The sequence below is a fragment of the Antarctobacter sp. genome, assembly GCF_965277915.1.
Classification (GTDB): domain Bacteria; phylum Pseudomonadota; class Alphaproteobacteria; order Rhodobacterales; family Rhodobacteraceae; genus Antarctobacter.
Window position 1 is genome coordinate 1,098,680 of record NZ_OZ255849.1, and the last position, 12,442, is coordinate 1,111,121.

General features: G+C 63.9%; 12 protein-coding genes and 1 tRNA gene. 11 read left to right on the forward strand and 2 right to left on the reverse strand.

The window, feature by feature from the left end:
* The first annotated feature begins 26 nt into the window (after positions 1–26).
* From ACQY5B_RS06185 to ACQY5B_RS06215, 7 genes are all read left to right on the forward strand, one after another.
* Complete coding sequence (locus ACQY5B_RS06185; RefSeq protein WP_305972227.1) at positions 27–1,070, forward strand: NAD(P)-dependent alcohol dehydrogenase; 1,044 nt, start codon at positions 27–29, stop codon at positions 1,068–1,070.
* Between the two features lie 119 nt (positions 1,071–1,189).
* Positions 1,190–1,585 carry a VOC family protein gene (locus ACQY5B_RS06190; RefSeq protein WP_420325939.1) on the forward strand — a complete coding sequence of 132 codons (396 nt, stop codon included), beginning with the start codon at positions 1,190–1,192 and terminating at the stop codon, positions 1,583–1,585.
* A 26-nt stretch (positions 1,586–1,611) separates the two neighbouring features.
* Entirely contained in the window at positions 1,612–2,136 is a 525-nt protein-coding gene (locus tag ACQY5B_RS06195; RefSeq protein WP_305972229.1) for a twin-arginine translocation signal domain-containing protein, read from the forward strand.
* A gap of 13 nt (positions 2,137–2,149) precedes the next feature.
* Positions 2,150–3,721 (forward strand): GMC family oxidoreductase, encoded by a 1,572-nt coding sequence (locus ACQY5B_RS06200; RefSeq protein WP_420325938.1) that lies wholly within the window; start codon positions 2,150–2,152, stop codon positions 3,719–3,721.
* Positions 3,722–3,817: 96 nt separating this feature from the next.
* Positions 3,818–6,019 (forward strand): catalase/peroxidase HPI, encoded by a 2,202-nt coding sequence (gene katG / locus ACQY5B_RS06205; RefSeq protein ID WP_420328700.1) that lies wholly within the window; start codon positions 3,818–3,820, stop codon positions 6,017–6,019.
* Between the two features lie 60 nt (positions 6,020–6,079).
* Positions 6,080–6,568: a hypothetical protein gene (locus ACQY5B_RS06210; protein WP_420325937.1), complete on the forward strand. Its 489-nt coding sequence runs from the start codon at positions 6,080–6,082 to the stop codon at positions 6,566–6,568.
* Between the two features lie 225 nt (positions 6,569–6,793).
* On the forward strand, positions 6,794–7,186 hold the full coding sequence (locus ACQY5B_RS06215) for a hypothetical protein (RefSeq protein WP_420325936.1): 393 nt from the start codon (positions 6,794–6,796) through the stop codon (positions 7,184–7,186).
* 297 nt (positions 7,187–7,483) lie between these two features.
* Here ACQY5B_RS06215 and ACQY5B_RS06220 read toward each other — a convergent pair.
* Positions 7,484–7,557, reverse strand: a tRNA-Cys gene (locus tag ACQY5B_RS06220).
* A gap of 171 nt (positions 7,558–7,728) precedes the next feature.
* Here ACQY5B_RS06220 and ACQY5B_RS06225 point away from each other — a divergent pair.
* The 3 genes from ACQY5B_RS06225 (at position 7,729) to ACQY5B_RS06235 (ending at position 11,169) form a co-directional block, all read left to right on the forward strand.
* Entirely contained in the window at positions 7,729–8,382 is a 654-nt protein-coding gene (locus ACQY5B_RS06225; protein ID WP_305971705.1) for a protein-L-isoaspartate O-methyltransferase family protein, read from the forward strand.
* A 38-nt stretch (positions 8,383–8,420) separates the two neighbouring features.
* A complete protein-coding gene (locus ACQY5B_RS06230) occupies positions 8,421–9,857 on the forward strand; it encodes a TolC family outer membrane protein (RefSeq protein WP_420325935.1) in 1,437 nt (478 codons plus the stop codon).
* Positions 9,858–10,032: 175 nt separating this feature from the next.
* Positions 10,033–11,169 carry a hypothetical protein gene (locus tag ACQY5B_RS06235; protein WP_420325934.1) on the forward strand — a complete coding sequence of 379 codons (1,137 nt, stop codon included), beginning with the start codon at positions 10,033–10,035 and terminating at the stop codon, positions 11,167–11,169.
* Between the two features lie 116 nt (positions 11,170–11,285).
* On the opposite strand, the gene ACQY5B_RS06240 is transcribed toward ACQY5B_RS06235, so the two are convergent.
* Complete coding sequence (locus ACQY5B_RS06240) at positions 11,286–11,606, reverse strand: DUF6280 family protein (RefSeq protein ID WP_043146277.1); 321 nt, start codon at positions 11,604–11,606, stop codon at positions 11,286–11,288.
* A gap of 215 nt (positions 11,607–11,821) precedes the next feature.
* Here ACQY5B_RS06240 and efp point away from each other — a divergent pair, with 215 nt between their 5' ends.
* Entirely contained in the window at positions 11,822–12,385 is a 564-nt protein-coding gene (gene efp / locus ACQY5B_RS06245; RefSeq protein WP_305971708.1) for an elongation factor P, read from the forward strand.
* The last annotated feature ends 57 nt before the right edge of the window (positions 12,386–12,442 follow it).

A 12,442-nucleotide genomic window follows, 5' to 3' on the forward strand; every position in this document is an offset into this window, starting at 1 on the left:
CATCCCTCAGATCAGGAGACAAGACCATGAAGGCTGCAAGACTGTACGAATACGACCCCGCGATGAACGTGGAGCTGAAGATTGAAGACGTTCCTCCCCCCACAATCACAGCTCCCAACGAGGTGGTCGTCAAGGTCGGTGCGGCGGGGCTCTGCCGGACCGACCTCCATATCATCGAAGGTGTCTGGAAGGACATCATGGACACCCAGGGCAGCCTGTTGCCCTATGTCATGGGCCACGAAAACGCCGGCTGGGTCGAGGATGTCGGCAGCGCCGTGACCTCGGTCAAGCCGGGCGACGCGGTGATCTGCCACCCGTTCCAGAGTTGCGGCATCTGCCTGAACTGCCGCTATGGCCATGACATGTACTGCGATCACGGCACCTTTCCGGGGCTGGGGATAGATGGCGGCTTTGCCGAGTATTTCAAGACCTCGGAAAAATCGCTCATCAAGCTGAACACCGGCATCACGCCCTTGTCCGTCGCACCGATGGCGGATGCGGGCATCACCGCCTACCGCGCGGCGAAAAAGGCGGCGCGGCTGTCCTATCCCGGGTCCTGGACCGTGCTTCTGGGCATCGGCGGGCTGGGCCATATCGCGCTGCAATGCCTCAAGCACATCAGCGGCGGGCGGGTGATCGCGGTGGACCGGGAACCGGCGGCACAGCAACTGGCCAAGGATCTTGGCGCGGACGTGGTGCTGGACGGCGGCCCGGACCTGATCGAGCAGGTCAAGGACATCACCGGCGGCGGCGCCCATGTGGTGATCGACTTCGTCGGTGAACTGGGCGTGGAAAACATCTGCTGGAAGCTGCTCCGTCAGGGCGGCGAGCTGATCATGGTCGGCTATGGCGGCCAGATCGAGATCCCGACGCTGGACCTGGTGGCCAACGAGATCAAGATCGGTGGCAGCCTCGTGGGCGACTACATCGAACTGGTCGAGCTGATGGAGCTGAACGCCGACGGCAAGGTGAAGATGCACCAGACCGAATACAAGCTGGCGAACATCAACCAGGCCATAGATGACTTCAAGAACCGGCGCTTTACCGGGCGCGGCGTGATCGTTCCCTGAAGTTACTCCCCGACCGCCTTTCCCGGCGCCGCAAGGCGCGGGGCGGGGCGGTCCCGCCCTGCGGCGTCCTCCCCACGGCACGCCGCAGGGCCCCTGATACCCAAGTACCGAGGACAGACATGGCCAAGGCAATTCATTCCATGATCCGCGTGCTGGACGCGGACCGTTCGATCGCCTTCTACCGCGAGGCATTCGGGCTGGAGGTGGCGCAGCGCGTCGATTTCGACGGGTTTTCGCTGATCTACCTGTCCAACGACGAGACCGGTTTCGAACTGGAACTGACCGTCAATTCCGGCGCGACCGACCCCTACGACCTGGGCAATGGCTATGGCCACCTCGCCTTCAGCGTCGAGGACGTCGATGCCGAACATGCGCGCTTTACCGCTGCCGGTCTCTCGCCGCGCAAGCTGGTCAGCTTCGATCACGACGGCAAGCCCTTCGCCCGCTTCTTCTTCGTGGCTGATCCCGACGGCTACCAGATCGAGGTGCTGCAGCGCGGCGGCCGTTTCCAGTGACCCGGATCCAAGGAGGAGGAGAGACGATGTCCAAGACAATGAAAACCCTGACACGTCGCCAGTTGCTGTCGCAAAGCGCGGCGCTGGGCGCCAGCTTTGCCATCGGCGCGGGCTTTGTCGCCGGTCGGGCCGAGGCCGAGAACTGGGCGATGGAGGTGGATCACTTGGCGCCCGGTACGATGGCGGTGCTGATCCAGATGGCGCGGGACATCTACCCGCATGACCAGGTCGCCGATCGGTTCTATGCGCTGGCCGTCAAGGGCTACGACACCGCCGAGGCCGCCCCGGCCATCGAGGCCGGTGTCGCCATGCTGAACGAGGCGGCGCGCGCCACCGGGCATTCCGGCTACCTCGACATCGGCTGGGAACGCGACCGCGTCGCGGTGCTGCGCGGCATCGAGGACAGCGCCTTCTTTCAGCAGATCCGGGGCGGCCTCGTGACCGGTCTTTATAACCAGAAGGCCGTCTGGCCGATCTTCGGCTACGAGGGCGAGAGCTACTCCGAAGGCGGTTACCTGTATCGCGGTTTCGACGACATCAACTGGCTTTGAGGGGGCAAGAGCAATGACTGCACCATTTGACCTGACCGACGACGGGGTCGTCGTCATCATCGGGACCGGCGCGGGCGGCGGCGTTCTGGCCAACGAACTGGCCCAGAAAGGCGTGTCCGTCGTGGCACTGGAGGCGGGCGGGCGTTACCTGCCGGACGACTATATCAACGACGAGTGGGACAGCTTTGGCCAGCTGGCCTGGACCGATCCGCGCACGACCTCGGGTGACTGGCGGGTGGCCAGGGATTTCGCCGGGTTGCCTGCCTGGATCGTCAAGGCTGTCGGCGGCACCACGACGCATTGGGCGGGCGCCAGCCTTCGGTTTCAGGATCACGAGTGGAAGGCCAAGACGACCTATGGTGACGTGCCGGGTGCCAACCTGCTGGACTGGCCGATCGACCCGCGCGAAATGGACGACTATTACACCCGGGCCGAAGACAAACTGAGCGTGACCCGTACCAATGGCCGTGCGGGCCTGCCGGGCAACAACAACTTCAAGGTCTTCGAGAAGGGCGCGCGCGCCCTGGGCTACGAAGAGGTCCACACCGGCCGCATGGCGATCAACTCGGCCGACAATGACGGCCGCATGGCCTGCCAGCAGACGGGCTTTTGTTTCCAGGGCTGCAAGTGGGGCGCCAAGTGGTCGGCGGCTTATACGGACATTCCGCGCGGCGAGGCGACCGGCAACCTCGAAGTGCGCGAGAACTGCCACGCGGCGCGCATCCTGCACGATGCGGACGGCAAGGTGACGGGGGTCGAGTATTTCGACGCGGATGGCAACCTGCAGCTGCAGAAGGCGCGGGTGGTCTGTGTCGCCGGGAACTCCTTCGAAAGTCCGCGACTGCTGCTGAACTCGGCCTCGTCGATGTTCCCGGACGGGCTGGCCAACAGCTCGGGGCAGGTGGGGCGCAACTACATGCGGCACACCACCGGGTCGGTCTACGCGGTTTTCGATCAGCCGGTGCGCATGTGGCGCGGTACCACGATGGCCGGCATCATCCAGGACGAGGCGCGGCACGATCCCTCGCGCGGGTTCGTCGGCGGGTACGAGCTCGAGACGCTGGCGCTGGGCCTGCCTTTCATGGCGGCCTTCCTCGATCCGGGCGCCTGGGGGCGCGAGTTCACCACCGCGCTGGATCACTACGAGAACATGGCCGGCATGTGGATCGTGGGCGAGGACATGCCGCAGGAAACCAACCGCGTGACCTTGAACGCCGATGTGACGGACGCGCACGGCCTGCCGGTGGTCAACGTGCATTTCGACGATCACCCCAACGACATCGCGATGCGCGACCACGCCTACAAGCAGGGCATGGCGATCTACGATGCGGTAGGGGCCACGCGGGTCTTTCCGACGCCGCCCTATCCGTCGACGCACAACCTGGGCACCAACCGCATGTCGGCCAATGCGCAGGACGGGGTGGTCAACGCGCATGGCCAGTCGCACGACATTGCCAACCTCTTTGTCTCGGACGGCAGTCAGTTCACCACCGGCGCGGCGGAAAACCCGACGCTGACCATCGTGGCGCTGGCCATTCGGCAGGCGGATTTCATCGCCGCAGAGATGAACCGGCAGAACATCTGATCACGCTTTCGACGGCCCGCACGGCGCGGGCCGTCGCCACGTCCCCCGGGCACGCGGGGGCAAAAACCGACAAGAGACCGTACGAGGAAGACAATGATGGACGGAAACGACATGCGTCAGGCGGGGCAATGTCCCGTGATGCACGGGGCAACCAACGTGGCGGGGACCGGCAACCGGGAATGGTGGCCCAACCAGCTCAACCTGACGATCCTGCACCAGCATCAGCCCGTGGCCGATCCCGCGCCCGAGGGCTTTGACTATGCCGAGGCGTTCAAGGCGCTGGACCTGGACGCGGTCAAGGCGGACCTGACCGCGCTGATGACCGACAGCAAGGACTGGTGGCCCGCCGACTATGGTCATTACGGTCCTTTCTTCATCCGCATGGCCTGGCACAGCGCGGGCACCTATCGCACCGCGGACGGGCGCGGCGGGGCCTCGACCGGGACCCAGCGCTTTGCGCCGCTGAATTCCTGGCCCGACAACGGCAACCTGGACAAGGCGCGCCGCCTGCTCTGGCCGATCAAGGAGAAATACGGCAACGCGATTTCCTGGGCCGACCTGATGATCCTGGCCGGAAACGTCGCCATCGAGAGCATGGGGGGCCGCACCTTCGGTTTCGCCGGCGGGCGAGAGGACGTCTGGGCGCCCGAAGAGGACATCTTCTGGGGGACGGAAACCGAATGGCTGGGCGACAGCCGTTATTCCGGCGACCGCGATCTGGCCAACCCGCTGGCCGCCGTGCAGATGGGGCTGATCTACGTCAATCCCGAGGGGCCCAACGGCAACCCCGATCCGCTCGCCTCGGGCCGTGACATCCGTGAGACATTCGGCCGGATGGCGATGAACGACGAGGAAACCGTGGCGCTGGTCGCCGGCGGGCACACCTTCGGCAAGGCGCATGGGGCGGGTGACCCGGCATTGGTCGGCGCCGAACCAGAGGCCGCCGCATTGCAGGAAATGGGCTTTGGCTGGAGAAACGCGCACAAGAGCGGCAAGGGGGTGGACACCACGACCTCGGGCATCGAGGGGCCCTGGACCGCGAACCCGACGCAATGGGACATGGGCTATTTCGACGTGCTCTTCGGCTATGACTGGGAGCTGACGAAAAGCCCCGCGGGCGCGCATATCTGGCACGCCAAGGGATTGGCGGAGGAGGATCACGCGCCGCAGGTCGATGCCTCGACCGCCAAGGTGCCGGTCATGATGACCACCGCCGACATGGCCATGCGCATGGACCCGATCTATGGCCCGATCTCCAAGCGGTTCCACGAGAACCCCGAGGAATTCGCCGAAGCCTTTGCCCGGGCCTGGTTCAAGCTGACCCACCGCGACATGGGGCCCCGCGCCTGTTACCTGGGCAAGGAGGTGCCGGACGAGGATCTGATCTGGCAGGACCCGGTGCCGCCGGTCGATCATGCCCTGATCGACGAGGAGGACGCCGCACGCCTCAAGCGGGACATCCTTGGGTCTGGCCTGTCGGTGGCGGATCTGGTCTGGACGGCCTGGGCCTCGGCCTCGACCTTTCGCAGGTCGGACAAGCGCGGCGGCGCCAATGGCGCGCGCATCCGCCTCTCCCCGCAAAAGGACTGGGAAGCGAATGAACCGGCCCGCCTGTCGTCTGTGCTGGAGGTGCTCGAGGGCATTCGCAACGCCTTCAACCGGGACGCCTCCGGAGGCAAACTGGTCTCGCTTGCCGACATGATCGTGCTGGGCGGCGCCGTCGCCATCGAAAAGGCGGCCCGCGATGGTGGACGCGAGGTTCGGGTGCCATTTACCCCGGGGCGGACGGATGCCAGTGCAGACCAGACCGACGCCGCGTCCTTTGAGCCGATGGAACCGGCCACGGACGGGTTCCGCAACTACGAGAAGACCGCCTTTACCTACCCGGCGGAGGCGCTTCTGGTGGACAAGGCGCAACTGCTGGGACTGAGCGCGCCGGAAATGACGGTGCTTGTCGGCGGCTTGCGTGTCCTGGGCGCGACCTACCAATCCTCGGCCACCGGCGTCTTGACCGATCGTCCGGGCGTTCTGGGCAATGATTTCTTCCGCAACATCCTGGACATGGAGATCGAGTGGCTGCCGGTGGACGCGTCCGAACGGCTGTTCGAGGGCTGCGACCGGGCAAGCGGGGCGAAGAAATGGAGCGGCTCGCGGGTGGACTTGGTCTTCGGCTCGAACTCGCAGCTGCGTGCCCTCAGCGAATACTATGCCAGCGGCAGCAACGAGGATCATTTCGTCAGTGACTTCATCGCCGCCTGGGTCAAGGTCATGAACGCGGACCGCTTCGATCTGGCCTGAGGCAATGCAACCGGGGGATCCGCCGGGCGCGGTTCCCCCATCATCCAGGGAGGAACAGGGATGGATATTTTTTCCAAGCGGGACGGACCAAGACCCGAGGACGTGAAGGCGCGGAAGCTGATACAGGAGAATTCAGGCACGATCCGGCGGTTGGCCGATACGATCAGCAACGGCGGCTTTACCAAGATGAAGCAGGACCAGGCGCGCCGCCGAGAAGAGCCCAAGCCCGAGGGCCTGATGATCCACGATCTCAAGGCGCCTTCGAAAAGCGAGGTGCCAGAGCCCTACGTCAAGGTCAGTCTTAACAACCGCGTGGTCCTGGCGGACAAGTCCAACGGGCGCCAATTGCAGATGCTGGGTGAGATCCGGGGCAATTCATTTGCGCGCCGCTTCGTCCTGGCGACCTCGGAGAACGGCTTTTTCTCACCCATCGACGATGAGACGCGCGCTGCCATCGGGGCCTTGGACAACCAGGAAATCGGCGGCGCCATGACCGAAAAGGAGCTTGCCCGACGCTTGACGAAACTTCTTGGGCTGGAAGAGAGCTAGGCGGCGTCATAGGTTGATGGACACTTGGGACCGGTGATTCCCGCCGGTCTGTCGGTGCAGGAAAGGGGGCGAGCCGGCTAGCCGTCCTACACTCAGACACGCCCGAAAATGTCGTGGAGGCCGTAGCCGTTCGGCCTTTGGCCGGAGCCGAGGCAAAATGCGATATATCAGTCGCCGGCGTGATTTTCGTCCGGGAACAGCCGCTGCTACTGACCTCCCAGACCGATGAAGGCGCGCATCCACGACGAGATGCGCCCTTGGGATATGCGGGGCACGGCGGCCACGGCGGGCTGTGCGCTCAAAGAAGTCGAGGTCTGTATGGACAGGGGCCTGCGCCATTCGGGCAACGTCTTTGAAAGCTACCCCGCTCAGGTGCCGCAGGTCACCGAAGAGGTGCATCGCAATCTGACGAAAGCCGAAATAGCTGGGCGCAAGGCGGCCCAGAGGGCCAAGTGGCCGGAAAGGGGGGCAGTGATGATTGCGTTGTACGCGGCGCGGACCGGTCCCACACTGGCGGCAGCCGGTGCGAGATCCTTCACCCTGTATCGCGGGCCGGCCCGTATTCTGGCATGTCTCCGCGCTGCGTACCGGCCGGACGCAGGTTGCGCCGATGGTTGACACGGGCACGGCCGAGTTGGCCAAGGCCGAGTGAGTCAACGCTCTGGCCGAGGTCTGCCTCGAATCCTGGGATACCCGCCGCTCGACTCCGGAGTTCGGTCACCATTCGGGGCTGGGCCTGACATCCTGAACAGGTGCTATCGCTGAGAATAACCAAGGGCCGCGAGGAGAGACACCGACGGCCTTTTGCGGGTAACCGTTGGGATTACCCGGGGACTGAAAAGCGCCCTGTAAGCCGTGCGATACCTAGGCCCCCTGGCGGGGCCGCAAAATACCGAAAGGCTCGATAGAATAAGGTGGAGGCGAGTACCGGAATCGAACCGGTGTACACGGATTTGCAATCCGCTGCGTCACCACTCCGCCAACTCGCCAGAGTGGCCGTCTGATTAGGCGCAACCTCGATCCCCGTCAAGCAGATTTCTCAAATCACCTTTGGCGGGTTCTGCGGTCACACTCGCAAAGTTTGCTGGCTTGGGTCATTGCCGCGTCAAACCAGTTGTGGCACAACCTCTACCAAGCTTCTGAACGAAAGAGTTTAGTGCATGACAGACTTCGCCACCCGCCGCCGGATGATGGTCGATACACAGGTACGCCCGTCGGACGTCACGGAGTTTCCGATCATAGACGCGATGCTGAGCGTTCCGCGTGAGGCCTTTGTGCCCAGTGACCGCATCGAGGCCGCCTATGCCAGCGAGCATGTTGACCTCGCAGAGGGACGCGTTCTGCTGGATCCGCGGGTCTTTGCCAAGATCCTGGATGCGCTGAACCTGACCAACGCGGACCTCGTTCTGGATATCGGTGCTGGGTATGGGTACTCCTCTGCCGTCATCGCCCGCATCGCCGAAGCCGTGGTCGCGGTCGAAGAGGATGAAAGCCTCGTCGACGAAGCCCAGGCGCTTCTGACGGAGCATCACGCCGACAACGTCGTGCTGCAGGCCGGCGCCCTGACCGAAGGCGCCGCGGAACACGGGCCCTACGATGCCATCGTGATCGAAGGCGGTGTCGAGGTTCTGCCGGAAGGGCTGGAGGCGCAGCTCAAGGACGGCGGTCGTATCGCGGTCATCTTCATGGAGAACGCGCTTGGCACCGTGAAAATCGGTCACAAGCTGGACGGTCACATCAACTGGCGCTTTGCCTTCAACGGTACGGCGCCGGTCATTCAGGGTTTTGAGAAAAAGGCCGCGTTCGCTCTTTAGTCGGGGCGGATGAAAACAAGGCCGGGGCAAACGGGGCAATGGGGATAGCGGTGCTGGGCAGGATTCGCAGAACATGCATTCGGGGGGCTGCCGGCATCGCGCTTGTCGCGGCGATGGCGACGCCCTCCTGGTCTGAAACACTCGCCGAGGCTCTGACCGCGGCTTACATGAACAGCGGGTTGCTGGAACAGAACCGGGCCACGCTGCGTGCCGCGGATGAGGATGTGGCCCAGGCCCTGGCCGAGTTGCGTCCGGTGTTGCGGTGGACCGGGAGTATCCGCCGCGAATACGGCTACAGCGGCAGCACGAACAGCTTCGGTTTCTTCGTGGAAAGCGGGCGGATCAACCAGACCGCCAGCATCAACTTGATTGCCGAAATCGTGCTGTATGCCGGTGGCCGCAACAAGCTGGGCCTCGATGCCGCCAAGGAACAGGTTCTAGCCACGCGTGCGCAACTGGTGGCGATCGAGCAGCAGGTGCTCTTGCGCGCTGTGTCCGCCTTCATGAACATCCGCCGCTTTGCCGAGACGACGGCGCTGCGCGAAAACAACGTGCGCGTCATCCAGCAGGAACTGCGCGCCGCCCGTGACCGGTTCGAAGTGGGAGAGGTGACGCGGACCGACGTTGCCTTGGCCGAGGCACGACTGGCCCAGGCGCGGGCCGCGCTGGCCGCCGCGCAGGGGGACCTTATCGTCGCGGGCGAGGAATACCTTGCTGCCGTAGGGGTAAAGCCGCGCAACCTGGAAAATCCGCGCTCGCTGCCCAAGCTGCCCACCAGCGTGGCAGAGGCGAAGAAACAGGCGCTTTACCAGCATCCGGAACTGATTTCCCAGCAGCACTCGGTCACTGCAGCGGAACTGGCCATCCTGATCGCCAAGGGGGCAAAGAAACCCACGGTCAGCCTCGAAGGCAGCTACGGGTTTACCGAGAATTTCGACAATTCCTCGTATTCGCGCGGTGGCTCGATCACGCTTGGCGCCAGCGGTCCGATCTATTCCGGTGGCGGGCTTGATTCTGCCGAACGCCAGGCCGTGGCGAACCGTGACGCGCAGCGCGGGCGCCTGCATGTGGTGCTTGCGGAAATCGAACAGAACGTGGGCCAGGCCTATGCCAACCTGCGCGTTGCACGTGCCAATCGGACCTCGTTCGAGGAACAGGTGCGTGCGGCCACCGTCGCTTTCCGCGGCGTGCGGGAAGAGGCCAAGCTGGGCGCGCGGACCACGCTGGACGTGCTGGACGCCGAGCAGGAACTGCTCGATGCCCGCGCCAGCCTTGTCGGGGCGCAGGTAGATGAGGCCATCGCCTCGTACCAAGTGCTGTCGTCGCTAGGCCTTCTGACTGCCGAAGCCTTGCACCTGGATGTGCCATCTTTCGATCCCTCGGCCTATTACAACCTGGTCAAGAAAGCGCCGCGCAACCGGTCGAAACAGGGGGCCGAACTGGACCGTGTCCTGAAGGCGCTGGGAAAAGAGTAGTTTTTTTCGCATCTGTTGTGCGCGATCCCGCTTTGCAGGTACACTCTGCCCCGAGGCTAGAGTGGCAGGGACAATGTCGAATTCCGTAACGAACGTCGAAATAGAGGACGTGCTGTCCTCCATCCGCCGCTTGGTGTCCGAAGAAGGACGCCCGAGCCGGAGCGCTCCGCCAGAGATGGCAGAGCGCTTGGTCCTGTCGCCCGCGCTGCGCGTGCCGGAGGATGAAGTCGATCAACTGCCGGATGCGCCGATGACGCGGGCGGAGACCTCTGATCTGCCTGAACTGGCGGATGAGGCGCCGGCACCCGTGGCGACATTGGTCCTTGGACAGGACGATGCGGCCGGGGAACTGCCCGAAGTTGCCGACTGGACAGAGACCCGTATCGCGGAGCCCGGTGATCGCGAACCCGGATCAGATCCGTCGGATATGGCTGACGATGTGCTCGACGGTGCGCCGACCGATCTGCCAGAGGATCCGGTGCCAGAGGACCTCGCGGAGGCGGAGCAGATCGCCGCGCTACGGGCCAGCCTGACCGATCTTCTGGAACGCGACGAGGCCGACGAGGCAGGGGAGACGCCGGATCTTGTCGCCGACTACGCCGATTGGACGGAAGATGGCGAGCCGCTGGATCTCGACGAGGTTCTTGCCGCCGAAGAGGCGGAGGCTGACGAGGATACGATCGAACGCAAGATCGCAACGCTGGAAGCGATGCTTCAGCGCCAGTCGCAGGACTGGACTCCGGCGTCCGGCAACGATCCGTCGGACGAGGCGGCTTCGCTCGAGGATAGCATTGCCGTCTCAAGCGGCGAAGAGGGTGAGGCGCCGGACCCCGACGGGGTGATCGAAGAACTGGTTGCCGCCGCCGCGCAGGAAACCGTTTTCGAACAGCTTGGCGACGGTGTTGAGACCGAGACAGGCCCCGCCGGCGAGGATGACCTTGCACCGGCAGAGCCTTCAGGGGCGGCAATCGACGCCCCGGATGCCCCAGACGCCGAAGACTTGCATGCCAAACCCGCTTTTGTCCGCCATGCCGGGACGGCAGATTCGCTGGATTGGGAAGATCACGGTTCGGATGCGCCGTCCGCGCCCCCGGCCACCCAGGCCGACGTGTCCTCCGCCGACAGGTCGCTGGCCGAGACGACGGCCAAATCCGCCGTGGCCGAGCTGAGCGAAGAAGTGCTGCAAGGCATGGTCGCCGATATCGTGCGGCGCGAATTGCAGGGCGCACTTGGAGAGCGGATTACCCGCAACGTGCGTAAACTGGTAAGGCGCGAGATCCATCGCGTCATGATGAACCAGGACTTTGACTGACCCCGGCCGGCGGGCTGCGGGACCCTCCGGAATTGACGCAACGTCATGCGTTCGGCCATGAAAAAACGCGCCCGGTGAAGGGCGCGTCAGTTCATAGGTCTTCGAATGGTTTGGGGTCAGGCGGCTTCGGCCTGCTGCGCTGCATGACGGCGCTCGCTTTCTTCACGCGACAGGGCAACAGAGGTGCGCACACCCTTGCCCACGAATTCCATCAGTCCCGAAACCACGCGCTCATTGGGGTCGATCCCGGCGCAGGACAGCACTTCGCGTCCATCGCGCGAGCGCGCCCAGCGGGCGATCTGTTCGGGGCCATTGCCGTACTTCTTGTCGTCGGCGATTGCATCGTCCAGTGCAGCCAGCACCACGGCGGCGAACAGCTTGCGGGCGCGGTTGCCTTGCTCAGCGTTGAACGCGGTACTGTCAACGAAATCCTTCATGTTTCGACCTTTGATTATTGCTCTTGTGTTTTCTGGCGTAACGCGGGTTATGGACCATTCGTTCCGATTCGGATACCCCGATTTGGCATAGCTGCCATGCATGTTATGCATGGATTTCTGCAGGTGCAGCACGACATACGTTGCCTTGCCAGACGCTAACAGTCCAGATATAGGATCCGTCAACTTATCATCAACCTTTTGCCACGGTTCTGACCATGCCCAAGATCAACGGTAACGAAATCCGCCCCGGCAACGTGCTGGAACACAACGACGGTCTCTGGGTCGCGGTCAAGGTCGACCACGTCAAGCCCGGGAAGGGCGGCGCCTTTGCCCAGGTCGAGATGAAGAACCTGCGCAACGGATCCAAGCTGAACGAACGCTTCCGCAGCGCCGACAAGGTCGAACGCGTGCGCCTGGAACAGAAGGACATGCAGTTCCTGTTCGAGAATGACGGCATGCTGACCTTCATGGACACCGAGACATTCGACCAGGTCGAACTGCCCGCGGATATCCTCGGTGAGCGCCGCCCCTTCCTGCAGGACGGCATGACGATCGTCGTGGAATTCTACGACACCGAGGCGCTGAACGCGACGCTGCCGCAAAAGGTCGTTTGCAAGATCGCCGAGACAGAGCCGGTGGTCAAAGGCCAGACCGCGGCCAACAGCTTCAAGCCCGCCGTTCTGGACAACGGTGTGCGCATCACGGTGCCGCCCTTTGTCGGACAGGACGAGGACATCGTCGTGAACACCGAAACGATGGAATATGCCGAGCGCGCCTGACCTCGGGGCTCGCGCGCACATACCCCCGAACTTGCCGGGGGTGACATATCATTGACG

Coding starts and splice junctions, on each gene's coding strand:
- ACQY5B_RS06185 (WP_305972227.1), top strand. CDS start 27: ATGAAGGCTGCAAGACTGTACGAATACGACCCCGCGATGAACGTGGAG.
- ACQY5B_RS06190 (WP_420325939.1), top strand. CDS start 1,190: ATGGCCAAGGCAATTCATTCCATGATCCGCGTGCTGGACGCGGACCGT.
- ACQY5B_RS06195 (WP_305972229.1), top strand. CDS start 1,612: ATGTCCAAGACAATGAAAACCCTGACACGTCGCCAGTTGCTGTCGCAA.
- ACQY5B_RS06200 (WP_420325938.1), top strand. CDS start 2,150: ATGACTGCACCATTTGACCTGACCGACGACGGGGTCGTCGTCATCATC.
- katG (WP_420328700.1), top strand. CDS start 3,818: ATGGACGGAAACGACATGCGTCAGGCGGGGCAATGTCCCGTGATGCAC.
- ACQY5B_RS06210 (WP_420325937.1), top strand. CDS start 6,080: ATGGATATTTTTTCCAAGCGGGACGGACCAAGACCCGAGGACGTGAAG.
- ACQY5B_RS06215 (WP_420325936.1), top strand. CDS start 6,794: ATGAAGGCGCGCATCCACGACGAGATGCGCCCTTGGGATATGCGGGGC.
- ACQY5B_RS06225 (WP_305971705.1), top strand. CDS start 7,729: ATGACAGACTTCGCCACCCGCCGCCGGATGATGGTCGATACACAGGTA.
- ACQY5B_RS06230 (WP_420325935.1), top strand. CDS start 8,421: ATGGGGATAGCGGTGCTGGGCAGGATTCGCAGAACATGCATTCGGGGG.
- ACQY5B_RS06235 (WP_420325934.1), top strand. CDS start 10,033: ATGGCAGAGCGCTTGGTCCTGTCGCCCGCGCTGCGCGTGCCGGAGGAT.
- ACQY5B_RS06240 (WP_043146277.1), bottom strand. CDS start 11,606: ATGAAGGATTTCGTTGACAGTACCGCGTTCAACGCTGAGCAAGGCAAC.
- efp (WP_305971708.1), top strand. CDS start 11,822: ATGCCCAAGATCAACGGTAACGAAATCCGCCCCGGCAACGTGCTGGAA.